Annotated in this window: 26 protein-coding genes, 1 tRNA gene and 3 pseudogenes; 25 read left to right on the plus strand and 5 right to left on the minus strand. The window is 58.7% G+C overall.

The features are described from left to right. Entirely contained in the window at window positions 1-2,037 is a 2,037-nt protein-coding gene (locus IQK56_RS09700) for a sensor histidine kinase (protein ID WP_122306511.1), read from the minus strand. A 46-nt stretch (window positions 2,038-2,083) separates the two neighbouring features. After that, on the minus strand, window positions 2,084-3,001 hold the full coding sequence (locus IQK56_RS09705) for a putative 2-dehydropantoate 2-reductase (protein ID WP_193861813.1): 918 nt from the start codon (window positions 2,999-3,001) through the stop codon (window positions 2,084-2,086). Between the two features lie 123 nt (window positions 3,002-3,124). Here IQK56_RS09705 and IQK56_RS09710 point away from each other — a divergent pair, with 123 nt between their 5' ends. Next, entirely contained in the window at window positions 3,125-3,610 is a 486-nt protein-coding gene (locus tag IQK56_RS09710; protein ID WP_003209785.1) for a YajQ family cyclic di-GMP-binding protein, read from the plus strand. A gap of 136 nt (window positions 3,611-3,746) precedes the next feature. Beyond that, window positions 3,747-4,586, plus strand: a complete 840-nt coding sequence (locus tag IQK56_RS09715; protein WP_193861814.1) for a mechanosensitive ion channel family protein — start codon at window positions 3,747-3,749, stop codon at window positions 4,584-4,586. A 278-nt stretch (window positions 4,587-4,864) separates the two neighbouring features. On the opposite strand, the pseudogene IQK56_RS09720 reads toward IQK56_RS09715, so the two are convergent. Continuing rightward, window positions 4,865-6,204: pseudogene (locus IQK56_RS09720) on the minus strand (OprD family porin). Window positions 6,205-6,946: 742 nt separating this feature from the next. Between IQK56_RS09720 and IQK56_RS09725 the strand changes: the two are divergent. Both IQK56_RS09725 and IQK56_RS09730 read left to right on the plus strand, forming a co-directional pair. Further along, entirely contained in the window at window positions 6,947-7,372 is a 426-nt protein-coding gene (locus IQK56_RS09725; RefSeq protein WP_193861815.1) for an HIT domain-containing protein, read from the plus strand. A 3-nt stretch (window positions 7,373-7,375) separates the two neighbouring features. Next, window positions 7,376-7,582, plus strand: a complete 207-nt coding sequence (locus IQK56_RS09730) for a SlyX family protein (protein ID WP_017847119.1) — start codon at window positions 7,376-7,378, stop codon at window positions 7,580-7,582. A gap of 70 nt (window positions 7,583-7,652) precedes the next feature. Here IQK56_RS09730 and IQK56_RS31400 read toward each other — a convergent pair whose 3' ends face one another. Then, the gene (locus IQK56_RS31400; protein WP_032890906.1) at window positions 7,653-8,255 is read right to left on the minus strand and encodes a cold-shock protein; all 603 of its coding nucleotides are present in this window, start codon (window positions 8,253-8,255) and stop codon (window positions 7,653-7,655) included. A gap of 427 nt (window positions 8,256-8,682) precedes the next feature. On the opposite strand from IQK56_RS31400, the gene IQK56_RS09740 reads away from it, so the two are divergent. The 21 genes and pseudogenes from IQK56_RS09740 (at window position 8,683) to nadA (ending at window position 25,004) form a co-directional block, all read left to right on the plus strand. Further along, entirely contained in the window at window positions 8,683-9,156 is a 474-nt protein-coding gene (locus IQK56_RS09740) for a Dps family protein (protein ID WP_003193874.1), read from the plus strand. Between the two features lie 180 nt (window positions 9,157-9,336). Next, complete coding sequence (locus tag IQK56_RS09745; RefSeq protein ID WP_122306514.1) at window positions 9,337-9,678, plus strand: ribbon-helix-helix domain-containing protein; 342 nt, start codon at window positions 9,337-9,339, stop codon at window positions 9,676-9,678. A 170-nt stretch (window positions 9,679-9,848) separates the two neighbouring features. Beyond that, the gene (locus IQK56_RS09750) at window positions 9,849-10,070 is read left to right on the plus strand and encodes an FmdB family zinc ribbon protein (RefSeq protein ID WP_010208103.1); all 222 of its coding nucleotides are present in this window, start codon (window positions 9,849-9,851) and stop codon (window positions 10,068-10,070) included. A gap of 107 nt (window positions 10,071-10,177) precedes the next feature. Further along, complete coding sequence (gene aspS / locus IQK56_RS09755; protein WP_150675608.1) at window positions 10,178-11,953, plus strand: aspartate--tRNA ligase; 1,776 nt, start codon at window positions 10,178-10,180, stop codon at window positions 11,951-11,953. 135 nt (window positions 11,954-12,088) lie between these two features. Beyond that, window positions 12,089-12,835: a YebC/PmpR family DNA-binding transcriptional regulator gene (locus tag IQK56_RS09760; protein ID WP_099585504.1), complete on the plus strand. Its 747-nt coding sequence runs from the start codon at window positions 12,089-12,091 to the stop codon at window positions 12,833-12,835. Window positions 12,836-13,008: 173 nt separating this feature from the next. Continuing rightward, complete coding sequence (gene ruvC, locus IQK56_RS09765; protein WP_099585503.1) at window positions 13,009-13,533, plus strand: crossover junction endodeoxyribonuclease RuvC; 525 nt, start codon at window positions 13,009-13,011, stop codon at window positions 13,531-13,533. 68 nt (window positions 13,534-13,601) lie between these two features. Next, window positions 13,602-14,213 carry a Holliday junction branch migration protein RuvA gene (ruvA, locus tag IQK56_RS09770; protein ID WP_099585502.1) on the plus strand — a complete coding sequence of 204 codons (612 nt, stop codon included), beginning with the start codon at window positions 13,602-13,604 and terminating at the stop codon, window positions 14,211-14,213. Continuing rightward, window positions 14,214-15,272, plus strand: coding sequence for a Holliday junction branch migration DNA helicase RuvB (gene ruvB, locus IQK56_RS09775; RefSeq protein WP_122306421.1), 1,059 nt, complete (start codon window positions 14,214-14,216; stop codon window positions 15,270-15,272). A gap of 139 nt (window positions 15,273-15,411) precedes the next feature. Further along, window positions 15,412-15,866, plus strand: a pseudogene (gene ybgC / locus IQK56_RS09780) (tol-pal system-associated acyl-CoA thioesterase). Between the two features lies 1 nt (window position 15,867). Next, window positions 15,868-16,563 (plus strand): protein TolQ, encoded by a 696-nt coding sequence (gene tolQ, locus IQK56_RS09785; protein ID WP_032890916.1) that lies wholly within the window; start codon window positions 15,868-15,870, stop codon window positions 16,561-16,563. 23 nt (window positions 16,564-16,586) lie between these two features. Continuing rightward, window positions 16,587-17,039 (plus strand): protein TolR, encoded by a 453-nt coding sequence (tolR, locus tag IQK56_RS09790; protein WP_160384999.1) that lies wholly within the window; start codon window positions 16,587-16,589, stop codon window positions 17,037-17,039. Beyond that, window positions 17,039-18,112: a cell envelope integrity protein TolA gene (gene tolA, locus IQK56_RS09795; protein ID WP_032890917.1), complete on the plus strand. Its 1,074-nt coding sequence runs from the start codon at window positions 17,039-17,041 to the stop codon at window positions 18,110-18,112. The genes tolR and tolA overlap by 1 nt, the downstream gene beginning before the upstream one ends. A gap of 17 nt (window positions 18,113-18,129) precedes the next feature. After that, on the plus strand, window positions 18,130-19,410 hold the full coding sequence (gene tolB / locus IQK56_RS09800; RefSeq protein ID WP_174244834.1) for a Tol-Pal system beta propeller repeat protein TolB: 1,281 nt from the start codon (window positions 18,130-18,132) through the stop codon (window positions 19,408-19,410). Between the two features lie 55 nt (window positions 19,411-19,465). Then, on the plus strand, window positions 19,466-19,966 hold the full coding sequence (gene pal, locus IQK56_RS09805; protein WP_003209827.1) for a peptidoglycan-associated lipoprotein Pal: 501 nt from the start codon (window positions 19,466-19,468) through the stop codon (window positions 19,964-19,966). A 6-nt stretch (window positions 19,967-19,972) separates the two neighbouring features. Beyond that, window positions 19,973-20,809 carry a tol-pal system protein YbgF gene (ybgF, locus tag IQK56_RS09810; protein ID WP_122306420.1) on the plus strand — a complete coding sequence of 279 codons (837 nt, stop codon included), beginning with the start codon at window positions 19,973-19,975 and terminating at the stop codon, window positions 20,807-20,809. A gap of 164 nt (window positions 20,810-20,973) precedes the next feature. Next, window positions 20,974-21,621: a 7-carboxy-7-deazaguanine synthase QueE gene (gene queE, locus IQK56_RS09815; RefSeq protein WP_099585498.1), complete on the plus strand. Its 648-nt coding sequence runs from the start codon at window positions 20,974-20,976 to the stop codon at window positions 21,619-21,621. A 1-nt stretch (window position 21,622) separates the two neighbouring features. After that, window positions 21,623-22,300, plus strand: coding sequence for a 7-cyano-7-deazaguanine synthase QueC (gene queC, locus IQK56_RS09820; protein ID WP_193861816.1), 678 nt, complete (start codon window positions 21,623-21,625; stop codon window positions 22,298-22,300). A 63-nt stretch (window positions 22,301-22,363) separates the two neighbouring features. Continuing rightward, a tRNA-Lys gene (locus IQK56_RS09825) sits at window positions 22,364-22,439 on the plus strand. A 191-nt stretch (window positions 22,440-22,630) separates the two neighbouring features. Further along, a complete protein-coding gene (locus tag IQK56_RS09830) occupies window positions 22,631-23,209 on the plus strand; it encodes an NAD(P)H-dependent oxidoreductase (protein WP_193861817.1) in 579 nt (192 codons plus the stop codon). A gap of 100 nt (window positions 23,210-23,309) precedes the next feature. Beyond that, window positions 23,310-23,693 (plus strand): MerR family transcriptional regulator, encoded by a 384-nt coding sequence (locus IQK56_RS09835; protein ID WP_193861818.1) that lies wholly within the window; start codon window positions 23,310-23,312, stop codon window positions 23,691-23,693. A gap of 252 nt (window positions 23,694-23,945) precedes the next feature. Beyond that, window positions 23,946-25,004, plus strand: coding sequence for a quinolinate synthase NadA (nadA, locus tag IQK56_RS09840; protein WP_193861819.1), 1,059 nt, complete (start codon window positions 23,946-23,948; stop codon window positions 25,002-25,004). A 135-nt stretch (window positions 25,005-25,139) separates the two neighbouring features. Here the strand turns inward: nadA and IQK56_RS09845 are convergent. Next, a pseudogene (locus tag IQK56_RS09845) lies at window positions 25,140-25,257 on the minus strand (RDD family protein); the annotation flags it as partial.

Raw genomic sequence — 25,257 nt, forward strand, 5'->3', positions numbered from 1 at the left:
TCAGTGCTCCAGTTGGGTCAGTTCGTAGGGCGGCAGTTGGCTGCCGGCCAAGGGTAAGCGCAGGGTAAAGCAGGTGCCTTGGCCGAGGGTGGAGTGCACCTCCATCTGGCCTTTGTGGTTGTTGGTGATGATGAAGTACGACACTGACAGCCCAAGCCCGGTGCCCTGGCCGATTTCCTTGGTGGTGAAGAACGGTTCGAAGGTGCGTTTGCGCACGTTTTCACTCATGCCGATGCCGTTGTCTTCCACCTGGATCTCTGCCCATGGCGGGTTGAGACGTGTGCGCAGGATGATGCGCCCCGGTTCACGATCGTCTTCACGCAAGTGAATGGCCTGGGCCGCGTTTTTCAGCAGGTTGAGCAGCACTTGTTCCAGTTCGTTGGCGGTGCCCGGTACCGGGCCCAGCTGCGGGTCGAACTGGCGGGTGATCGCCTGCCCCTTGAAGTCGAAGCCGATGGCCAGGTCGAAGTCGTTACCGGCAATTTCCACGGCCTGGTCGATCAGCGCTGGCAGGTCGCAAGGCGCCATCTGCCGGTTGCTGCGGCGGCTGAAGCTGAGCATATGGGTGACGATCTTGGCCGCCCGCGCTCCAGCCTGCTGGATACCATCGAGCAGTTGTGGCACCTCACGGCCTTCAAGGTAGCGGTTGACGATTTCCAGCTCGATACCCGCCTGCTCGGCGTATTCCAGGTTCTTGGGCAGGTCGGACGACAACCGGCGGCGGATGTTCTGCACGTTGTGCAGGATCGCCCCCAGCGGGTTGTTGATCTCGTGGGCCATGCCGGCGGCAAGCCCGCCGACCGAGAGCATTTTTTCCGACTGCACCATCATTTCTTCCAGGGACAGGCGCTGGGTGATGTCGTCGATGCGGATCACCACGCCGCGCCCGGCGCCACCCATCAGTGGGTAGAAGGTCAGGGCGTAATGCTTGGGTTCGTCGTCCTTGATCCAAGTGACGCGCTCAATGCGCTCGACCGTGTGTTGCTCGACCGTGGCCTTGATCTGCGGCAGGTAGGGTTTGAGCGGTTGGAACGCGAGGTAGATCGGCTGATTCAAGGCCTCGTCCAGACGTGTACCGGAAAGCGCGCTGGCTTCCTGGTTCCACTGGGTGACGTAGAGCTGCTCGTCCAGGGCGATCAGTGCCGAGGGCATCGAGTCGATGATGCTGTTCAGGTAATTCTGAAAGCCGGTGAGTTTTTTCTCGATCTTGCTGCGAACCTGGACTTCCAGCTCCAGTTTCCGGTTGGTGTGGCGTGTCTCTTCGGCCAGGCCTTGGGCTTGGTCGTAAGCCGCCTGAGAGTCGTCCCGTGCGCGCTTGAGTTGTTGTTCGCGGGCTTCGATGCGCGACAACATGGTGTTGAAGGCTTCGGCCAGGCTGCCGATTTCATCGTGGTTGCCACGGCCGGCGCGCAGGGCGTAGTTCTCTTCGCGGGTGACCTGGCGGGACAGTTCTTCCAGTTCGTGGATCGGTCGGGTGATCAGGCGTTTGATCTGCCGGGCGATGATCAGCCAGAGCAACACACTGAAAATCAGGATCCCCAGGCTCGCCGTCAGCGTTCCGGTGTAGAAGGCCACCGGCAGCTCACTGCTGGCCACCAGCAGCAAGTGCCCGGAAGGCTGGCCAGCGCGGGGCAGGGTGATGACCTGGTTGCTGCGAAACTCAGTCACGCGCCACGCCTCGATATGCCGATAGTTGTCCGGCAGGTGCAGGCGGTCACCGTGTTGCATCTGTGCCAGGCGGTTGCCTTCGCCGTCATACAGCGCGGCGGCGCGCAATGGCGAATAGCTGGTCAGCTCACTGAGCAAAGCATCGGCGTTGGCAGGGGATTCGAGGGCTTCGGCGGCAAGGGCGGGGTTGGAGACCAGGCGACCGATGGCCTGCAGAGCCTGGGGCGCCATGCTTTCCTGGGAGATCCAGTAGGCGGCGCTGATAAAGGTCAGATTGGCCACCAGCAATACGGTGGTCAACAACACCAGCAGGGCGGCCAGCAGTTTCTGCCCTACCGGTAGATTTTCGAGGCGCTGGCGCAGCGGCATCAGGGTTGTCCCAGGTGATAGACAGGCGGGCAGGGTAGCGCGTGGCTCAGTCGCGGGGCAATCCGCGTGCAACTAACTGATCGATCAAGCGCACCTGCAACTGCTGCAAATGTGGCAGGTTCAATTGGTGGCGCTTGGCTACCTGGCAAGCATAGCCCAACAGGTAGCTGATTTCGGTGCGGCGGCCGTTGGCGACGTCCTGGTACATGGAGGAATAGTTGGCGGCGGTGGCGTGGATCACTCGTTCCACTTCGTGTTGCAGGTCCAGCGCGGCGGCCGGTTGGCCGCAACATTCCAGCAGCTCGCTGAGTTCAGCGCACAGGGTTGCCACTTCGCAGTGGTGGGTTTGCAGTTCGCCGTTGCGGCAGTGGTACAGCACGGTCAACGGATTGATCGCGCAATTGAGCGCCAGTTTGCGCCATAGCCGCGTAAGAATGTCGGCGCTCCACTCGTGGGGGATGCCGGCGGCGTGCAGGTCGTCCAACCACAGCGGTGGGGTCGGGTGACCCGCATCCCCCAGCCAGGTGTAGCCGTGGCCGGCAAATACCACGCGCCAATCGCCATCACGAAATGCGCCTTCGGTACTGGAGGCGAAGAGGCAGCGGGCCTGGGGCACCTGCGCGGCCACTGCGTCCTGGCTGCCGAGGCCGTTTTGCAACAGGATCAGTTCCGCGTCTGGCGCCAGCCGGTGTTGCAGCTGTGCGACGGCGCTCTGGGCGTCGTAGGCTTTACACGCCACCAGCAGGCGATGAATCGGCTCCGGGCTGTTGGGTGTTTCGCCAGTCACCGGGTAGGTCTGTTCCACACCATGCTCGACCAGGGTCAGCCCTGTGCTCGACTGATAGCTGGTCAGGCGCGCCTCATCACGCAGGATCAACCTCACAGGTACGCCGGCGCGAGCCAGGCGCGTGGCCCAGAGTGTGCCCAGGCTGCCGGCGCCGAGAATATGCCAGGTGGTCGACATCAGTTTGTGCTCCGTAGGGTCGCCTGCGGTGAACGGGGCGAAAGAACCGCTATAATGCCCCGGCATTTTAGCTCGGGCGCGCTCCATCTCTACTGAACCCGCCCCTTATATTGGAGAAATCACATGCCTTCGTTCGACGTGGTATCTGAACTGGACAAACACGAAGTCACCAACGCCGTCGAGAACGCCGTCAAGGAACTGGACCGTCGCTATGACCTGAAGGGCAAGGGCAGCTTCGAGTTCAAGGAAAAGGAACTGACCGTCAACCTGACCGCTGAAGCCGATTTCCAGCTGGAAGCGATGATCGAGATCCTCAAGCTGTCGCTGGTCAAGCGCAAGATCGACGCGCAGTGCCTTGAAATCAAGGACGCCTACGCCTCCGGCAAACTGATGAAGCAGGAAGCCGTGCTCAAGGAAGGCATCGACAAGGAGCTGGCGAAGAAGATCGTCGCTCATGTCAAGGACGCCAAGCTCAAAGTCCAGGCCGCCATCCAGGGCGAGCAGGTTCGTATCACCGGCAAGAAACGTGACGACCTGCAAGAGGCCATCGCGGCCCTGCGCGCCAAGACCTTCGACATGCCGCTGCAGTTCAATAACTTCCGCGACTGATGGCGCCTTGGGGAACCCGTGGGCGATTTTGACGTCCCACGCCCCATAACCAGTGCCTACACTTGAGCCCTACGGGGCTCATTTGCGTTTTCAGGCAGTCAATAAAGCCGCACATCCGCCAAACAGGAGAAGCTACATGGATTTAAACGCTGAAATGGATCACTTGATCAAGACCTCACAGTCATGGATCCCGATGATCATGGAATACGGCAGCCGGGTATTGCTGGCAGTGATCACCCTGGCCATCGGCTGGTGGCTGATCAACGTATTGACCCACCGTGTGGGGCGCTTGCTGGCCCTGCGTAATGCCGACCTGGCACTGCAACACTTCATCACCAGCCTGGCGAACATTGCGCTGAAGGTCATGTTGATTGTCAGCGTGGCCTCGATGATCGGCGTGGCGACCACCTCGTTCGTGGCGGCCATTGGTGCCGCAACCCTGGCTATCGGCCTGGCCTTGCAGGGCAGCCTGGCGAACTTTGCCGGTGGCGTGCTGATCCTGTTGTTTCGCCCGTTTCGCATTGGTGACTGGATCGAAGCCCAAGGCACATCGGGCACCGTCGACAGCATCCAGATTTTCCATACGGTGCTGCGCACCGGCGACAACAAGACCGTGATCGTGCCTAACGGCATCCTGTCCAACGGCATCATCACCAACACCAACCGCCAGCCGACCCGCAAGGTGGTGTTTGACGTGGGTGTGGATTACGAGGCTGATTTGCAGAAGGCCCGTGAAGTGCTGCTGGAGCTGGCAAAAGATCCACGCGTGCTGACCGATCCGGCTGCATTGGCGGTGGTTTCGACCTTGGGCGATAGCTCGATCACGGTTTCCCTGCGCTGCTGGACTAATACGCCGGATTATTGGGATGTAGTGTTCATGTTCAATGAACTGGCACGTGATCGCTTGAAGGCCGCCGGGATTGATATTCCGTTTCCGCAACGGGTGATTCGCGTGGTTCAGGAAGCCGCTGTGTAATCAGTCGCATTGTTAACTTGGCCACTCGGTCAGTTATAGCGGTTAAAAACAAGGGGCTTGAGGCCCCTTGTTTGTTGTCAGTTTCTATTGGGTAACTATCAAGTCCTAATTGTGTTGAGTGGCATAATTAGCGAAAGCGACTTGCTTAGTTAGCTTGCTATGTAAGTGCTCGATCCCATCAATACACTTTTTATTGGGCATAAAAAAACCGGCGACCTGATCAGGGCGCCGGTTTTTTATTAGCGTTACGCGTTAGCGCAATCAACTGACCACTGAAATTACAAAATGCTCAGTGGGTATTCCACGATCACACGAGTGTCGATCAGGTTGTCGTAGTTGGTCGCACGGTAGTCGCTGTTGGTGCCGCTGTAGATCGCGTTACGTACGCGGAAGGACAGGCCTTTGGCCGGGCCTTCTTGCAGCACGTACTTGGCTTCCACGTCCCACTCGTGCTCTTTGCCATCGCTGGAATCAGCAACGGTAACGTTGCTACCGCGAGTGTAGCGGGTCATGAAGCTCAGGCCTGGCACGCCGAAGGAGGCCATGTTCAGGTCGTAGCGAGCTTGCCAGGACTTCTCGTCTTCGCCAACGAAGTCGGAGATCTGCACGGAGTTGGCCAGGTAAATGGTACCGCCACCGTCGACGCCGTAGTTGTAGCCGGTTTTACCCGAGGACTGCTGGTAAGCCAGGGTGAACTTGTGGGCGTCGATGCTATAGGCAGCTGCCAGGCTCCAGACGCGGTTGTCCAGTTCGCCGGCCAGTTTCTTGCCGTCGTCATTGCTGCGGTAGCCGTTGAAGTCGAAACTCAACGATTGCTTGTCGCTCAGCGGCAGGGTGTAGAAGACGTTGACGTACTGCTTCTTCCAGTAGTCTTCAACATCGGACGCGTGGAACGCGAAAATGAAGTTCTCAAGACCCGAGTAGGTGAAGCCCGCGATGTTTGCTGCGGTCAGACCTGGGTTTTGCTTGCCGGTAACACGGCTGCGACCGTTGATGGTGTCGCGGCCCATGCCGGTTTGCGCGCTCAATGCGCTGAAGCGGCCGGCGGTCAATTCCAGACCTTTGATCTCGTTGCTGGTGATCAAGGTGCCGGTGGCGACTTCAGGCAGCAGACGGCCGTCATCGGTGGTGAAAACCGGGCTGGAAACGAATTGGTTGCCATATTTCAGTACGGTGTCGGAGATGCGCAGTTTCGCCGCACCAGCCACTTTGGACTGGGTGGTTTCTGGCTCGCCGGCGCCATTGGTTGCGAACAGGCCGTTACCGGCGCGGTCCGAAGTACCGTCGAGTCTGAAGCTGCCCATTGCCATGCATCGATGCCGAAGCCTACGGTGCCTTGGGTGAAGCCGGATTGGTAAGTGACCAGCTCGCTGATGCCGGTGTCCTGGCGGTAGCCGCTGACTTTGTCGTCGGTACCGGTGGTGTAGGTACCGTTACCACGACGTACGTTGCCCACGCCGTCCTTGTAGTCACGGTTCATGTACATTGCACGGGTTTTCGCGGTCAGGGTGCTATCTTCGATAAAACCCTTTGCGTCGTCCTGGGAGGACGCGATTGCGAATTGCGAGGTGCCTGCAGAAACAGCCAGGGCGATCATGCTCCACTTCATCACGCGCATCGTGATTTGCTCCTTTGGTTTTCGGAAGAGTACTGCCGTCCCACCTGTATTTTTATCTGGGCGGCTCTTTCTTTTTTGTGTCGGCGCAAAGTTATATCACGCAGACTCTATTGACGATACTTACCAAACTTTCCTTTCAGCTTCTTTACGAGGCTGTCGTAAATTGCTAGCTCCATGTCGCAAATTCACAGTCCTCAGTGCAACGGGACTGACAACTTCAATGCTGTTTTCAGACGTCTAGAGAAGTTTGAAATCTTCCTTGGATGCATTGAAACGCTGCGGTGCTTCTGTCGCGAAACACCTGCTTCCAAACCGGTGTCGTTGCCGACGATGTGAGTGTGAATGCAACAAGCGCGCCCAAACCGGTAACTGAATGTCATTTTTTCGTGAAAAACGTGAATGGTGCGTAAAAACCTCATAAGCACGGGCTTTTTACGCCGTTTTGTTTGGGCTTGACGTGCATGTGTTACGTCCCTTCAGTGGTACTGAAAAGCTGTGCGAGGGAAAAACGTTACCGGTCCACCCTACAAGTGGGTAGTCCGCGGATCCCTTTGATGCACAAGTGGGTCATTTTGGTGCGCCCTTGTGAGGCCCGGATTAGCCTAGCTCAAATATTCGCCTGCCTCTAAAGGGTGCAGGTTTTTATCGGTTTGCGTTACGTTGCCGCCATTCGCCGTGAAGCCGGGTGCGTTCAACGGTATGCTGGTGCCCTGAACCTGACCTGCCGAACGGAGTGCCCGTGGTGTTCGCCTTAGATCAACGCCTGCAACAAGACACACTGGTCATCGGGGACTTCCCGCTGTGCCGCCTGCTGCTGTCCAATGACGCTAACTACCCCTGGTTCATCCTGGTGCCGCGTATCAACGGTATCAGCGAAGTGTTTCAACTGGATGTCGCCAATCAACACACGCTGTGGCAAGAGACCACGGCCCTGGCGCAGTGGCTGAATGAGGGGTTTAGCGCTGACAAGATGAACATTGGTGCACTGGGCAACGTGGTCAGCCAGTTACACGTGCATGTGATCGTCCGCACACGTGACGACGCCGCCTGGCCCGCCCCCGTGTGGGGCAAACATCCGGCCCGACCGTACACGCAAGAGCAAGTGGCGGCCGTTCGTGCACGTCTGCGTGAATGGCTGCCTGCCGACTTTATTTTTACCCAGGGCTGAACCATGGATCTGCAAGACCGCGTCACCGACCTGGAAAGCCGCCTGGCCTTTCAGGACGACACCATCGAGACCCTCAATGACATTCTGGTCACCCAGCAGCGGGCCGTCGAACGCCTTCAGTTGCAGATGACGGCGCTGCTCAAGCGCCAGGAAGAAATGGGCGGGCAATTCGAGTCTTCCGAAGAAGAGGCGCCGCCGCCTCACTATTGATCCGCAGGCCAAAAAAAACCGCGACCCAGCCAGGCTGGATCGCGGTTTTTTGTTGCTGCAACCGCTGGAATCAGCGACGCGGCAATGCTGCAATCACGTCTTCGGCTTGCAGGCCTTTGTCGCGATTCATCACGGAGAACTCCACGCGCTGGCCTTCAACCAGAACACGATGGCCTTCGCCGCGAATGGCCCGGAAGTGGACGAAGATATCGTCGCCCGAATCACGGGAAATAAAGCCGAAGCCTTTGGACGTGTTGAACCACTTGACGGTACCGGTATCCCGATTGGTCATGTCGTAGTTTTGCGACGCGGCCGCTGGGGACGAACGGTAGAAGCTGATGGCCAGGTGAAGAGCGATGGCGACCACAGCAATCACCAGGCTGAGCAGGATGGCCGGATGGCCGCCGACTTCAGGCATAGGTGCCAGGAGGGTGAGGGTTTGTACGACAACGGTCAGTACCAGCAACGCGCTGACCAGATTTTGCAGTTGATGACGCGTGCCTTTGTTCCAGTAAGGGATTACTGGGGCGAGCGTGAGGTTAAGAAGGCCGAACAAGGCCAGGTACAAAGCATCATGTTGTTGCAGGTAGGGCAGGCTTTCAGGCTGCAGGCTCGGGATAAAGGACAGCAGCAACGCTGCAACGCCCGTTAGCAGGTGGACGATTTTCAACATTTTGATTAACTCACGTTAAGACGGATCGCAAGGAAGAGCTGACTGGCACGGTTCGCTTCTGAACTATGGGAGGCGTTGGGCACGTGCACGGGTATCAGCCTATGCCGCTTGCCGTGGGAAAAAACGGCGGCGACACGCTGCCTATTTAACAGCAAAGGCTGTGCCTACTCAAATCCAGCATTTGCAGGGTGTTTGGGGAGCAGGGCATTTCTGCGTCAAACGTTGGTCCTAGACGGGTGCACGTATTTTTAAAGGGGCGGCGGTGAACATTCCGGCCTTGCTCAAGGACGTGCCCGCCGCGCAGGAGGGCGTGAAGCGCAGGACCATTTGCCGCACCTTGTCCTCGGCGGGCTGCGCGTCAGCAGCACTCTTGCTACAGTGGTCCTGCACCTGATCAATGAATGCTAGTCAATTGAAGGGGATAAACATGGCAATCGATATCGGTATCAGCGAAGAAGATCGTAAATCCATCGTCGATGGGCTTTCACGCCTGCTTTCCGATACCTATGTACTGTACCTGAAGACCCACAACTTCCATTGGAACGTCACGGGCCCCATGTTTCGGACGCTGCACTTGATGTTCGAAGAGCAGTACAACGAACTGGCGCTGGCGGTGGACTCCATTGCCGAGCGTATCCGTGCCCTGGGTTTTCCGGCGCCGGGTGCCTATTCGATCTATGCCCGTCTGTCTTCCATCAAGGAAGAGGAGGGCGTTCCCAGCGCTGAAGAGATGATCAAGCAGTTGGTGGCGGGCCAGGAAGCGGTCACCCGCACCGCACGCGGTATCTTCCCGTTGCTCGACAAAGTCAGCGACGAGCCGACGGCGGACCTGTTGACCCAGCGCATGCAGGTTCACGAAAAAACTGCCTGGATGCTGCGCTCGCTGCTCGAAAACCAGTAAACCTCGAACCGGAGTGGCGCCGATCGGGCGCCACTTGCTGGTTTCCACGCATTTCCTGGCGTTGTCCTACGCTTATCAACGTCCCGTCTTCTGGCTGCCTGTCTCGTCCTGCTGTTTTATAGGGCCACTGCCCCATGGGAGACCCCGTGGGCTGCTGTTTGGCAATGGAGTGTCAGGTGTATGTCACGTGGAGTGGATACTGGAGTGATGGAAACCGGTGGTTTTCATAAGATAAACGTCGACCCTTTCGCCAAGGGGTTCGATATGGGGCTGGCCAAGCCATTGTCCCGATCGGTGCGTCTCAATGGGTTTTCCACTTGTCTGCGGCTTGAGCAGATCTATTGGAATATCCTCACGGAAATAGCCAGGATCAACGCCTGCTCTGTCAGTGCATTGCTGTCTTATGTCGATCGGGAAGTGCACTTGCGCTATGGAGGCGTGAAGAACTTCAGTGGCTTGGTCAGGGTGGTGTGCGTGGTTCATCTGTTAAAAGGTCGTGCCACGTCGCCAAACCCGGAGTGATCGGTAGGCTTTGGGGCCGGTCCGCCGTCGAGGTGGACCAGGCTCCGGGCAGAAAGCCGGCTGCGCTGCCTCGATTTACCAGATATAATCCCGCGCTTTGCTGCGCGTGCCGAGGCTTTATCTTTTGGGCAGGCGTGGCGCAGTAACGATTTGATCGCCGAGACATCGCCATGCCCATGTACGACTATCAATGTGCTTCCTGTGGACATCAGTTGGAAGCCATCCAGAAGATCAGCGCCGCGCCGCTGGTCGATTGCCCGGCCTGCCAGGCACCCGAGCTCAAGAAGATGTTGTCCATGCCAGGCTTTCGCCTGAGCGGCAGCGGCTGGTACGAGACCGATTTCAAGACCGGCTCGAAGAAGAATCTGGCCGGCGGCGACAAGGCAGACTGAGTTGAACTCCATGCGCAGGCTCCTGCATTATCCGTCCCCTGCTTAACTGTGCGGTGACGAGGCAAGCCTCCACCGAATTTCGAATTACGAGAAGTGAAACCACGACCATGATGCGCAGCCACTATTGCGGCCAACTGAACGAGACCCTGGATGGTCAGGAAATTACCCTTTGCGGATGGGTTCACCGTCGCCGCGACCACGGCGGGGTGATCTTCCTCGATATCCGTGATCGCGATGGTCTGGCCCAAGTGGTGTTCGACCCGGACCGCGCCGAGAGCTTCGCCGCCGCTGACCGCGTGCGCAGCGAGTACGTCGTGAAGATCACCGGCAAGGTTCGCCTGCGTCCGGCCGGTGCCGTGAACGCGAACATGGCGTCCGGTGCAATCGAAGTGCTGGGTTATGAGCTGGAAGTGCTGAACGAGTCGGAAACCCCGCCGTTCCCACTCAACGAATACTCCGACGTCGGCGAAGAAACCCGCCTGCGCTATCGCTTCCTGGACCTGCGTCGTCCGGAAATGGCCGAGAAGCTGCGCCTGCGTTCGCGCATGACCACCAGCATCCGCCGCTTCCTCGACGAAAACGGTTTCCTCGACGTCGAAACGCCGATCCTGACCCGGGCCACCCCGGAAGGCGCACGCGACTACCTGGTACCTAGCCGTACCCACCCTGGTTCGTTCTTCGCCTTGCCGCAATCGCCGCAGCTGTTCAAGCAGTTGCTGATGGTGGCCGGCTTCGACCGTTACTACCAGATCGCCAAGTGCTTCCGTGACGAAGACCTGCGCGCCGACCGCCAGCCGGAATTCACCCAGATCGACATCGAGACCAGCTTCCTCGATGAAAAAGAGATCATGGGCCTGACCGAGCAGATGATCCGCAAGCTGTTCAAGGAAGTGCTGGACCTGGAATTCGGCGAATTCCCGCACATGACCTTCGAAGAAGCCATGCGCCGCTACGGTTCCGACAAACCCGACCTGCGTAACCCGCTGGAACTGGTGGACGTCGCCGACCAACTGAAAGAAGTTGATTTCAAAGTCTTCAGCGGCCCGGCCAACGACCCGAAATGCCGCATCGCCGCCCTGCGCGTGCCTGGCGGCGCGAGCATGCCGCGCAAGCAGATCGACGACTACACCAAGTTCGTCGGCATCTACGGTGCCAAGGGCCTGGCGTACATCAAGGTCAACGAGCGCGCAAACGGTGTTGACGGTCTGCAATCGCCGATTGTGAAAAACATTCCGTTGGACAACCTCAACGCGATCCTGGATCGCGTCGGCGCAGTCGACGGCGACATCGTGTTCTTCGGTGCCGACAAAGCCAAGATCGTCAGCGAAGCCCTGGGCGCGCTGCGCATCAAGCTGGGCCACGACCTGGATCTGCTGACCTGCAAGTGGGCGCCGATGTGGGTTGTCGACTTCCCGATGTTCGAAGAAAACGACGACGGCAGCTTCAGCGCCTTGCACCACCCGTTCACCGCACCGAAGTGCTCGCCCGAGGAGTTGGAAGCCAACCCGGCCGGCGCACTGTCCCGTGCGTACGACATGGTGCTCAACGGTACTGAGCTGGGTGGCGGTTCGATCCGTATCCACCGCAAAGAGATGCAGCAAGCGGTCTTCCGTCTGTTGGGCATCAACGAAGCGGAACAGGAAGAGAAATTCGGCTTCCTGCTCGACGCCCTGAAATACGGCGCGCCGCCCCACGGTGGTCTGGCCTTCGGCCTTGACCGCCTGGTGATGCTGATGACCGGCGCCCAGTCGATCCGTGAAGTGATCGCTTTCCCGAAAACCCAGAGTGCTGCGGACGTCATGACCCAGGCACCGGGCGTGGTGGATGCCAAGGCCTTGCGCGAACTGCATATCCGTCTGCGCGAGACGCCAAAGGCTGAGTAAGGCTGCTGCGCGAAAGCGCTATAGGGTTTTACACAGTCAAAAAGGCGCATCTTCGGATGCGCCTTTGCGTTAAAGAGCTGTATCTCGCCTGGGGCGGGATTGATCAAGGTTTCTAGAGAATTTCGGAGTTGTGTTATGGCTGGCCATTCCAAGTGGGCGAACATCAAGCACCGCAAAGAGCGTCAGGATGCCAAGAAAGGCAAGATTTTTACCAAGTGGATCCGCGAGCTGACCGTCGCTGCCCGTCAGGGCGGCGGTGATCCAGGCTCCAACCCGCGCCTGCGCCTGGCGCTGGACAAGGCTCTCGGCGCCAACATGAGCCGCGACATCATCGACCGCGCCGTGGCCCGTGGTGCCGGTGCGGCCGACACCGACGACATGGTCGAACTGACCTATGAAGGCTACGGCCCAGGCGGTGTGGCGGTGATGGTCGAGTGCATGACCGATAACCGCAACCGGACGGCCGCTGCCGTGCGCCATGCGTTCAGCAAGTGCGGTGGCAACCTCGGCACCGACGGCTCCGTGGCCTACCTGTTCGAGCGCAAGGGCCAGATATCCTTCGCGCCGGGCGTGGATGAGGATGCGCTGATGGAAGCGGCGATGGAGGCTGATGCCGACGACGTTGTCACCAATGACGACGGCTCCATCGATGTGTTTACCTCGTTTGCCAGCTTCTACGCCGTGCGTAATGCGCTCGAAGCTGCCGGTTTCAAAGGTACTGACGCGGAAATCGTGATGCTGCCGACCACCAGCGCCGAGTTGGACCTGGACGGCGCACAGAAGGTACTGAAGTTGCTGGATATGCTGGAAGACCTGGATGATGTGCAGAACGTCTATTCCAACGCCGACATCCCCGAGTCGGTAGCCGAGCAGTTGGTCTGACGGACGATGTAGATCCAGATGTAGGAGAGGGGCTGGTATGGGAGGGGGCTTGCCCCCGATGGCGGTGGGTCAGTCACGAATGTGCTTGCTGACACTTCCTCATCGGGGGCAAGCCCCCTCCCACATTGGATTTTCTCTGTATCAAAATTGTTTTCATCCAACCCGCAGGCGTTATGACTTTAATCCTAGGTATCGACCCCGGTTCGCGCATCACCGGTTTTGGTGTGGTGCAACACACCCCGCGCGGCTGCGTCTACGTCGCCTCGGGCTGCATCCGCACCGGCGCGGGCGAGTTGGCCGAGCGCCTGCAGATTGTCTATCGCGGTGTGCGTGAAGTGATCCAGACCTACGGGCCAGTGACCATGGGCATCGAAAAGGTGTTCATGGCGAAGAACGCCGACTCGGCTCTGAAACTCGGCCAGGCCCGTGGCGCCGCCATCGTCGCCGGCGCCGAAGAGGGCCTGGAAATCGCCGAATACACCGCGACCCAGGTCAAGCAGGCCGTGGTCGGCACCGGCGCGGCCAATAAAGAACAGGTGCAGATGATGGTCATGCACATGCTCAAGCTGACGTCGAAACCGCAGATCGACGCCTCCGACGCCCTGGCCATCGCCATTTGCCATGCGCACACCCGCTCCAGCCTGCTGCCGCACGGCTTGGGCACTGCACGCAGTCGTGGCGGGCGGCTGCGTCTCTGATAGCATCAGCGCAATCGAATTGTGCGGTCAGACCTTGATCTGACCCCCACGCTTTAAGGATCTGAACCGTGATTGGACGTTTGCGCGGCACCCTGGCTGAGAAACAGCCGCCGCACCTGATTCTGGATGTAAACGGGTTGGGGTATGAGCTGGAAGTGCCCATGACCACCCTGTATCGCCTACCGTCGGTCGGTGAGTCGATAACGCTGCACACCCATTTGGTGGTGCGCGAAGACGCGCAACTACTCTATGGTTTCATCGGCAAGCGCGACCGGGACTTTTTCCGTGAGCTGATTCGCCTTAATGGCGTAGGGCCGAAACTTGCGCTGGCCCTGATGTCGAGCCTGGAAGTGGACGAATTGGTACGTGCCGTTTCAGCCCAGGACACCTCGGCGTTGACCAAGGTGCCTGGGGTCGGAAAGAAAACCGCCGAGCGCCTGCTGGTAGAACTCAAAGACCGCTTCAAGGCCTGGGAGGTCGTGCCGAGCATGTTTGCCCTGGTGCCTAACCAACCGGACATGCCTGCCGCGCAAGTCGCTAGCGCTGAAAGTGATGCCGTCAATGCGCTGATCTCCCTCGGCTACAAGCCTCAGGAAGCCAGCAAGGCGGTGTCAGCTATCAAGGACAAGAACCTGAGTGCTGAAGACATGATCCGCCGCGCACTGAAGGGAATGATTTAAGTGATTGAAGCTGATCGTCTGATCGCGGCCACTGGCCCGCGCGACCGTGAAGAAGTCCAGGACCGGGCCATCCGCCCGCTGAGCCTGGCCGACTACATCGGCCAGCCCACCGTGCGCGAGCAGATGGAGTTGTTTATCCAGGCCGCGCGCGGGCGCAGTGAGTCCCTGGACCACACGCTGATCTTCGGCCCGCCGGGGTTGGGTAAAACCACCCTGGCGATGATTATTGCCAATGAGATGGGCGTGTCGATCAAGTCCACCTCAGGCCCGGTGCTGGAGCGGCCGGGTGACCTGGCGGCGCTGCTGACCAACCTTGAACCTCACGATGTGCTGTTTATCGACGAGATTCACCGGCTGTCGCCCATCGTCGAGGAAGTGCTGTACCCGGCGATGGAAGACTTCCAGCTCGACATTATGATCGGCGAAGGCCCTGCGGCGCGTTCGATCAAGCTCGACCTGCCGCCGTTCACCCTGGTGGGCGCGACCACCCGTGCGGGCATGCTGACCAACCCGTTGCGAGACCGTTTCGGCATTGTTCAACGTCTTGAGTTCTATAGCACGGCGGACCTGGCAACCATCGTCAGCCGTTCGGCGAGCATCCTTGGCTTGCCGCTGGACCCGGAAGGTGCGTTTGAGATTGCGCGCCGGGCCCGTGGCACACCACGGATAGCCAACCGTTTGCTGCGCCGCGTGCGCGACTTTGCCGAAGTGCGGGCCAAGGGGCATATCACCAAAGCGGTGGCTGACCTGGCGCTGAACCTGCTGGACGTGGACGAACATGGTTTCGATCACCAGGATCGACGTCTACTCTTGACCATGATCGAGAAGTTCGACGGTGGCCCGGTGGGCGTCGACAGCCTGGCTGCGGCCATCAGTGAAGAGCGTCATACCATTGAGGACGTGCTGGAGCCGTACCTGATCCAACAGGGCTACATCATGCGTACGCCAAGGGGGCGGGTGGTGACGCGTCACGCTTATCTGCACTTTGGGTTAAACATTCCGTCACGATTGGGTGAGATGCCCGTGGTAGACGAATTCCTCGATGCAGTGGACGATTAAAAGCATCAGTGGGGTCGATTTATTCGAGGTTTGTGCTGTCCCAGTGTCTGGCGTCGTCATTCAGTCATTGGAAATGTTCGCGAGAATGCAAAAACAGTTGCCCAGCCGGATTGGCAACCTCAGGAGTAAGCACTAGAGTATGCGCGCGCAAAACGGGGATCAGTCGTTCGCACATCGTTGTCGCGTTTATTACGAGGACACCGATGCTGGCGGCATCGTTTATTACGTCAATTACCTCAAGTTCATGGAGCGGGCTCGAACCGAGCGGCTACGGGAGCTGGGCTTTGCCCAATCCCAGCTGGCAGGGGAGGACCTGTTATTCGTCGTGCATTCCAGCGAGGCGCGTTACCACGCGCGGCGCGACTGGACGACGAGCTGCTGGTCAGCGCTGAAGTAATCGAATTGAACCGTGCCAGCCTGCGTTTCAAACAGCAGGTCAGGCGGGCCACGGATGCAACGCTGCTCTGTGAGGGGCAGTTCCTGGTGGCGTGTGTGCGCACCAACAGTTTGAAACCTCGGGCCATTCCCGAAACTCTACGTGCGGCCTTTGCCGCCGTGAGCGGCGCGGGTAAACAATCAAAGCAGGAGATTTAGCGTGGAACCTACCGTCGTCGACCATTCCTCCATGTGGAGCCTGGTCAGCAATGCCAGTGTTGTGGTTCAACTGGTGATGCTGATCCTGGTAGCCGCATCGGTTACCTCTTGGGTCATGATTTTTCAGCGCAGCAACCTGCTGCGTGCCGGTCGACGTGCCCTGGAGAGCTTTGAAGAGCGCTTCTGGTCGGGTATCGACCTGTCCAAGCTGTACCGCCAGGCCGGCAGCAACCCGGACCCGGATTCAGGCGTGGAGCAGATCTTCCGTGCCGGCTTCAAGGAATTCTCGCGCCTGCGCCAGCAGCCGGGTGTTGATCCGGAAGCGGTGATGGAAGGCGTGGCCCGTGCCATGCGCGTCGCCATCTCCCGCGAGGAAGAGAAGCTTGAGCAAAGCCTGCCGTTCCTTGCCACCGTTGGTTCGGTCAGCCCCTACATCGGTCTGTTCGGTACCGTGTGGGGGATCATGAACTCCTTCCGTGGCCTGGCCCAGGCCCAGCAAGCGACCCTGGCCACTGTGGCTCCCGGCATCGCCGAAGCCCTGATCGCCACCGCGATCGGTCTGTTCGCCGCTATCCCGGCCGTTATCGCCTACAACCGTTTTGCCGCACGCGGCGAGAACCTGATTGGCCGTTACTACACCTTCGCCGATGAATTCCAGGCGATCCTGCACCGTAAAGTGCACACCAGCGAAGAATAAGCAGGTACTCCCCGATGGCTTTAATCACTCGAGCTCGAACCAAGCGCAAGCCGGTCGCCGAGATGAACGTAGTGCCTTACATCGACGTGATGCTGGTGCTGCTGGTGATCTTCATGGTGACCGCGCCGATGCTCAACCAGGGTGTGAAGGTTGATCTGCCCAAGGTTTCCAGCGAAGCCTTGCCCCAGGACAACAACACCCAGGTATTGACCATCTCGATCAAGGCTGACAAGACCTATTACTGGAACCTTGGCAGCGAAGTCGACACTCAGAAGCAGCAGGACAAGGCCCTGACCCTGCCGGCGATGACCGATGCGGTGACCAAGATCATTCGCTCCGGCAACGAAGGCGGCAAGCACACGCAGGTGTTCATTCGCGGCGACAAGTCGGTCGACTATGGCTCCGTCATGGGCGCCATGGGCGGGCTGCAGAAGGCCGGCGTCGGTAACGTTGGCTTGATTACCGAGGCGCCCTGATGCAGCAACAGCGAGAGCCGTCCGCCTCGGAAAGCTACTTCTGGCCTAGCGTCTGGGCAATTGCCCTGCACGTCCTGGTGTTTGGCATGCTGTTCGTCAGCTTCGCCATGACCCCGGACCTGCCGCCAGCCAAGCCGATCGTGCAGGCGACCCTGTATCAGCTGAAATCGAAAAGTCAGGCCACCACCCAGACCAATCAGAAGATTGCGGGTGAGGCCCAGAAGTCGGCTGCGCGCCAGACTGAAGTCGAACAGATGGAACAGAAGAAGGTCGAGCAGGAAGCGGTGAAGGCTGCTGCGGAACAAAAGAAAGAAGAGGCGGCTCAAAAGGCCGAGGAATCGAAAAAGGCTGACGAAGCGAAGAAGGCCGACGAGGCGAAAAAGGCTGATGAGGCCAAGAAGTCCGAGAAAGCTGCCGAAGCTAAAAAAGCCGAAGAGAAACAATTGGCTGATATAGCCAAGAAGAAATCTGAAGAAGAAGCGAAAAAAGCTGCCGAAGAAGAGGCCAAGAAAAAGGCCGCTGAAGAAGCCAAGAAGAAGATAGTCGAAGACGCGAAGAAGAAAGCCGCCGAAGACGCCAAGAAAAAAGCTGAAGCAGACGAGGCGAAGAAGAAAATCGCCGACGACGCGAAGAAGAAAGCTGCCGCCGATGCCACCAAGAAAAAGGCCCAGGAAGCAGCGCGTAAATCCGCCGAAGAGAAAAAGGCCCAGGCCTTGGCAGATTTGCTCTCCGACACGCCGCAGCGTCAGCAAGCCTTGGCCGATGAACGTGGTGATGAAGTCGCGGGCAGTTTCGACGACCTGATTCGGGCACGGGCAGCAGAAGGCTGGACACGTCCACCTTCGGCACGCAAAGGCATGACAGTAGTGCTGCAGATCGGCATGTTGCCGGACGGTACGGTGACTTCGGTCAGCGTGGCCAAGTCCAGTGGTGACGGTTCGTTCGACAGTTCGGCGGTTGCCGCGGTCAAGAACATTGGCCGGTTGACCGAGATGCAGGGAATGAAACCAAGCGACTTCGCTCCCTATCGTTCATTCAAGATGACATTCACACCTGAGGATCTAGCCTTGTGAGAAACCTTCTTCGAGGAATGCTTGTCGTTATTTGCTGTATGGCAGGGATAGCGGCGGCGGATGAAAAAAACATCCTGGTAACCAGCGGTAGCGACCGGGCCACCCCGATTGCTGTAGTTCCGTTCGGTTGGCAGGGCGGCAGCGTGCTGCCGGATGACATGGCCCAGATCGTCAGCGACGACCTGCGTAACTCCGGTTACTACGCGCCGATTCCGAAAGGCAACATGATCAGCCAGCCGAACCAGGCCAGCGAAGTCGTGTTCCGTGACTGGAAAGCCGTTGGCGCCCAGTACCTGATGGTCGGCAACATTGTGCCGGCCGGCGGTCGCCTGCAAATCCAGTACACCTTGTTCAACGTGGCCACCGAGCAGCAGGTCCTGACCGGCAGCGTTTCGGGCACCACCGAGCAACTGCGCGACATGGCCCACTACATCTCGGACCAGTCGTTTGAAAAACTCACCGGTATCAAAGGGGCGTTCTCGACACGCCTGCTTTATGTAACGGCTGAGCGTTTCTCTGTAGATAACACTCGCTACACCCTGCAGCGCTCGGACTACGACGGCGCACGTGCCGTGACCCTGCTGCAATCGCGTGAGCCAATCCTGTCGCCGCGCTTTGCGCCGGACGGCAAGCGTATCGCCTACGTGTCTTTCGAACAGAAGCGTCCGCGCATTTTCGTCCAGCATATCGATACTGGCCGTCGTGAGCAGATCACCAACTTCGAAGGCCTCAACGGTGCGCCAGCCTGGTCGCCGGATGGTTCGCGCCTGGCATTCGTGCTGTCCAAGGACGGCAACCCGGATATCTACGTGATGAACATGGCTTCGCGCCAGATCAATCGTGTGACCAGCGGCCCGGGTATCAACACTGAACCGTTCTGGGGCAAGGATGGTTCGACCATCTATTTCACCTCTGACCGGGGCGGCAAGCCACAAATCTACAAATCGAGCGTGAGTGGCGGCGGTGCGGAACGAGTGACCTTTATTGGTAACTACAACGCCAACCCTAAGCTTTCGGCTGATGAAAAGACGTTGGTGATGATTCACCGTCAGGATGGTTTCACTAATTTCCGGGTTGCGGCCCAGGATTTGCAGCGCGGAACCGTAAAAATCCTCACAGATACCAACCTTGATGAGTCAGCTACTGTTGCGCCCAACGGCACCATGGTAATCTACGCCACCCGCCAGCAGGGCCGGGGAGTCTTGATGCTCGTGTCCATTAATGGACGCGTAAGGCTCCCGCTTCCTACCGCTCAAGGCGAAGTCAGAGAACCGTCCTGGTCCCCTTACCTGAACTGACGCGGCGCTACAAAAAGAAGTACTTAACACACTGGGGTTCATTAGGAGTTTCACGATGGAAATGCTGAAGTTTGGTAAGTTTGCTGCTCTGGCTCTGGCTCTGTCCGTAGCCGTTGGTTGCTCGTCTAAAGGCGGCGACAATGCCGGTGAAGGCGCAGCTGTTGATCCAAACGCTGGTTACGGCGCTAACACTGGTGCAGTTGACGGCTCCCTGAGCGAAGAAGCTGCTCTGCGCGCTATCACCACTTTCTACTTCGAATACGACAGTTCGGACCTGAAACCAGAAGCCATGCGCGCTCTGGACGTTCACGCGAAGGACCTGAAAGCTAACGGCGCTCGCGTTGTTCTGGAAGGTAACACCGACGAACGTGGTACTCGTGAGTACAACATGGCACTGGGCGAGCGTCGTGCGAAAGCCGTTCAGCGCTACCTGGTACTGCAAGGTGTTGCTCCAGGCCAACTGGAACTGGTTTCCTACGGTAAAGAGCGTCCAGTTGCTACTGGCCACGACGAGCAGTCCTGGGCTCAAAACCGTCGCGTCGAACTGCGTAAGTAATTCGTCATGCGAACGTGCCGTCGTGCTCTAACTGTATTGGCTCTCAGCTTCGCACCGCTTGCGGTGTGGGCTGCGGTTCCTGTGGAAGATAGCAACTCTGGCTATAACAATAGCGGGAGCAGCTATCCGCCGGCAGGTTATGGCACGAACGGCGCCTATGCTGGGGGGGCGGCTACGTCCGCCCCCTCGGCACAGGGCGAACTGTTCAACCAGCTGCAACGCATGCAGGATCAATTGGCGCAGCAACAAGGCACCATTGAAGTTCTACAGAACGAAGTGCGTCAGCTGAAGCAAGAAGGCCTGGAGCGTTACCAGGATCTTGATCGACGTATAGGAGCCGGTGTTACACCTGCCGCTACTCCTGATAATTCTTCTGCCGGTGGTGCGCCAAGCGCCGCTGCCGGTGGTGCAGCAGCGGGGGCCGCAGCCGCGAGCCAAGCCCCGGCAGCCAGCAGCGAACCGGGTGATCCGGCGAAGGAAAAACTGTATTACGATGCAGCCTTCGACCTGATCAAGGCCAAGGATTTCGACAAGGCCAGCAAGGCCTTCACCGCATTCCTGGGCCGTTACCCAAACAGCCAGTACGCGGGCAACGCCCAGTACTGGTTGGGTGAGGTGAACCTCGCAAAGGGTGATCTGCAGGGGGCGGGCCAGGCATTTGCCAAGGTCAGCCAACTGTACCCCAAGCACGCCAAGGTGCCGGACTCGCTGTACAAGCTCGCTGACGTAGAACGCCGCCTGGGTCATACCGACAAGGTCAAAGGCATTCTGCAGCAGGTTGTTGCCCAATACCCGGGCACTTCTGCCGCACAGTTGGCCCAACGGGATCTGCAACGCTTGTAAGCGATGCCGCCCGTTTAGAAGAAACCCGCGCCTGGCGCGGGTTTTTTCGTTAGAATCCACGCCCTTTTATGACACCCGCTTCCTGGGGCCTACGCGTTGGCGGGGTTTCTTGAAGTGCCTGACGGAGGCGGACAGCCTGTTTAGCTGTTACGCCCGTGGCGACTATGCAAGACACATTACGCATCACCGAAGTTTTTTACTCGTTGCAGGGTGAAACGCGCACCGCCGGCCTGCCCACAGTATTTGTGCGCCTGACCGGCTGCCCGTTACGTTGCCAATACTGTGACAGCGCCTACGCCTTCAGTGGCGGCACCGTGCGTACTCTTGACGACATTCTTGAGCAAGTGGCCAGCTACCGGCCGCGCTACGTCTGTGTGACTGGCGGCGAGCCCCTGGCCCAGCCCAACGCTATTCCTTTGCTCAAGCAGTTGTGTGACGCCGGTTACGAGGTGTCCCTGGAAACCAGCGGTGCCCTGGATATTTCCGCGGTAGACCCGCGTGTGAGCCGAGTGGTCGACCTCAAGACCCCAGGCTCCAAGGAAGCGCACCGCAACCTTTACGAGAACATCGAACTGCTGACGCCCAACGATCAGGTCAAGTTCGTTATCTGTTCCCGCGAGGATTACGACTGGGCCAACTCCAAGCTGATCCAGTACGGCCTCGACCGCCGTGCCGGTGAAGTGCTGTTCTCCCCCAGCCACCATGACCTGAACGCACGGGATCTGGCGGACTGGGTGGTTGCCGATAACCTGCCCGTACGCCTGCAATTGCAGCTGCATAAATACCTGTGGAACGACGAGCCAGGGCGCTGAGATGACCGATCAAAAGCGTGCAGTCATTCTGCTGTCCGGTGGCATCGACTCCGCCACGTTGGTGGCCATGGTCCGAGCCCAAGGCTATAGCTGCTACACCATGAGCTTCGACTACGGCCAGCGTCACCGCGCTGAGTTGAACGCGGCTGCGCGTGTCGCCCGCGACCTCGGCGTGGTGGAGCACAAGGTGGTTGGCCTGAATCTGGGGGGCATGGGCGGTTCGGCCTTGACTGACAGCACCATCGACCTGCCAGAGGCGCCCTCGGAAGGCATCCCCGTCACTTACGTACCGGCACGCAACACGGTGTTTCTGTCCCTGGCCCTTGGCTGGGCCGAAGTGCTGAACGCCCGCGACATCTTTATTGGCGTCAATGCGCTGGATTATTCCGGTTACCCGGACTGCCGCCCGGAGTTCGTCGAATCGTTCGAGCGCATGGCCAACCTCGCGACCAAGGCCGGTGTAGAAGGGCAGGGGTTTCGTATCCAGGCGCCGCTGCAAAACATGAGCAAGGCCGATATCGTGAAGGCTGGCGTAGGACTTGGCGTCGATTACGCGCTGACTGTTTCCTGCTATCAGGCAGACGAAGGCGGTCGTGCTTGTGGGAAATGCGACGCCTGCCGACTGCGTGCCGAGGGCTTCAAAATGGCCGGAATTACGGACCCAACGCGTTATTTCTGATTTATTTCAAATAAGGTGTTGAATAATCCTTAGAAATCAGTATTATACGCGCCACCACACAGCGGGTCGTTAGCTCAGTTGGTAGAGCAGTTGGCTTTTAACCAATTGGTCGTAGGTTCGAATCCCACACGACCCACCATTTTTGGCGGTTTAGAAAATCCGGAAGGCCCACGCAAGTGAGGATTTCCGGGTTTTTTTTTGACCGCGATTTGGGGCTTACCTACCGGTGCGCAATGCATCCGGTTATACCCGCATTTGGCAAACTCCCCCTGTTGACTCTCCCGTTACGGGCACACCCTATTCTGAACGCTCTACTTTCAGGATGAGGTGATGATGAGTAAGCGCGTTCTGGTGATTCTTGGGCATCCTTCAAATGACAGTTTCTGTGGCGCCCTGGCTGACACTTATGTGAGGGCGGCCACACAGGCCGGGCATGAGGTGCGTCTGTTACGGCTGGATGCACTGGGCTTCGACCCCGTGCTGCACGAAGGTTACCAGCAGGTTCAGCCGTTGGAGCCCGATCTGCTCAAGGCCCAGGCCGATATCACATGGGCTGAACACCTGGCGTTTGTGTATCCCATCTGGTGGGGTGGCATTCCGGCGCTGATGAAAGGTTTTTTCGATCGGACTTTTCTTTCTGGTTTCGCCTTTAAGTATCGCGAGGGCAAAGCCTTTCCCGACAAGCTATTGAAGGGGCGCACCGCTCATCTGCTGGTCACGATGGATACTCCACCTTGGTACTACAAATGGATCTATCACATGCCGGGCCTGCACCAGGTGCGCAAGACCACGTTGGCGTTCTGTGGCATCAAGCCGTTGAAGACCCTAACGTTCGGACCGTTGCTTGGTTCCGTTCCCGCCCAGCGTGAGGCCTGGCTCAAGCAAGCCCGGGCAATCGCTGGCCGCTAACCCTGTTTTGAAGCCTTCGTTTCCCGACCCCGTATACCTGTGTGAAGATGCGGCGCGCCAAAGTGCGCGCCTCTTGTTGTGCCTTAAAAAGGACTTTTACATGTATATCGGCAAAGCCGCGCAGTTGTCGGGCACGACGGTCAAGACCATCCGCCACTATGAAGGCATTGGTTTACTGCCGCCGCCCATGCGCGAAGGTAAGTATCGGGTCTATAACCAGCAAAGCGTCGAGCTGCTGACGTTTATCAAATGCGCTCAGCAGTTGGGCTTCAAACTCAAGGAAATGCAGGCGATCATTCAGGCGCACAGCGGGCAGGCGCTGCCTTGGGATGTGGTCAGCCAGGCCATTGCCGCTAAAAAGCTGGAACTGAAAGCCCGGATAGAAGGGTTGCAAAACATCTATAACGGCCTTGAGCAATTCGAAAGCAGCCTCAAGGACGCCGAGTTCCAATGCCTGTTTGAACGCCCTTCCAAAACGGCCTGAATCGACAGGCCGCAGGAGCTTATGAAGCAGTGCGGGCATTGGCGAGCCGGCAGTTACCGTTTTTGCTCCGACAATCGCACGCGCCAACGCCAGATTTGGCTTTTGAATCCATTCGATATTCTGTAGCCTTGCGCAGCTTCACTTTTAGCCGTGCTTGATGAACACAATCACTTCGTCCGGCGGCGCCCGAAGGGCTCCAGAGCCGGTGGTACACTCGACTTTCGCGCAACTGCGCCTGCAGGTCTTGCGAACATGACGCAGATATCTGAACGCCTACTGGTTCAAGCCCACCTCGACGCCAAGCAGCCCAAGGCCCTTAGCGCCGATGAAGAGGCGAGCCTGCGTGCCGCCATCGCCGCCGAGCTGAAAGCTCAGGACGCGGTGCTGGTTGCCCACTTCTATTGCGATCCGGTGATCCAGGCCCTGGCCGAAGAAACCGGTGGCTGCGTCTCCGATTCCCTGGAAATGGCCCGCTTCGGCGCCGCCCACCCGGCCAAGACCGTACTGGTTGCCGGTGTGCGTTTCATGGGCGAGACCGCCAAGATCCTCACCCCCGAAAAACGCATCCTCATGCCCACCCTGGAAGCCACGTGCTCCCTGGACCTTGGTTGCCCGGTGGATGAGTTTTCGGCCTTCTGCGACCAGCATCCCGAACGCACCGTGGTGGTGTACGCCAACACTTCGGCGGCGGTCAAAGCCCGGGCCGATTGGGTGGTGACTTCCAGCTGCGCGCTGGAAATCGTCGAAAGCCTTATGGACAACGGCGAGACCATCATCTGGGGGCCGGACAAGCATCTGGGTACGTACATCCAGCGCCAGACCGGTGCCGACATGCTGCTGTGGGACGGTGCGTGCATCGTCCACGAAGAGTTCAAGTCCAAGCAACTGGAGGACATGAAGGCGCTGTACCCGGATGCTGCGATCCTGGTGCACCCGGAATCGCCGACGGCGGTGATCGAACTGGCGGATGCCGTGGGCTCTACCAGCCAACTGATCGCAGCAGCGCAGCGCTTGTCCAACAAGACCTTTATCGTCGCCACCGACCGCGGCATCTTCTACAAGATGCAGCAGCTGTGCCCGGACAAGGTCTTCGTCGAGGCGCCTACGGCCGGTAACGGCGCCGCATGCCGCAGTTGCGCGCATTGCCCGTGGATGGCGATGAACACGCTGGAACGCACGTTGCAGTGTCTGCGAGAGGGCAGTAACGAAATCTTCGTCGAGCCTTCGGTGATTCCTCATGCCGTGCGGCCGCTCAAGCGCATGCTGGATTTCACCCAGGCTGCGCGTTTGAAGCTGGCCGGCAACGCCTGAGCCAGCTGTGAATACAGTCAAAATGTGGGAGGGGCTTGCCCCCGATAGCGGTGTGACAGTCACAGGTGCATTGACTGAACCACTGCCATCGGGGGCAAGCCCCCTCCCACATTTGGATCTTCAGTGTTCCTGGGGTTACTTTTTCTGCTTCGGAATCCGCACCGGCTGCGTGTCCGAATAAATGTCATGCCAGCTGCGTTTGCGCTTATCAAACACCGACCAGATAAACCCCAGCCCCACGCACAACCACGAC

This window comes from Pseudomonas cyclaminis (assembly GCF_015163715.1).
Lineage (GTDB): Bacteria > Pseudomonadota > Gammaproteobacteria > Pseudomonadales > Pseudomonadaceae > Aquipseudomonas > Aquipseudomonas cyclaminis.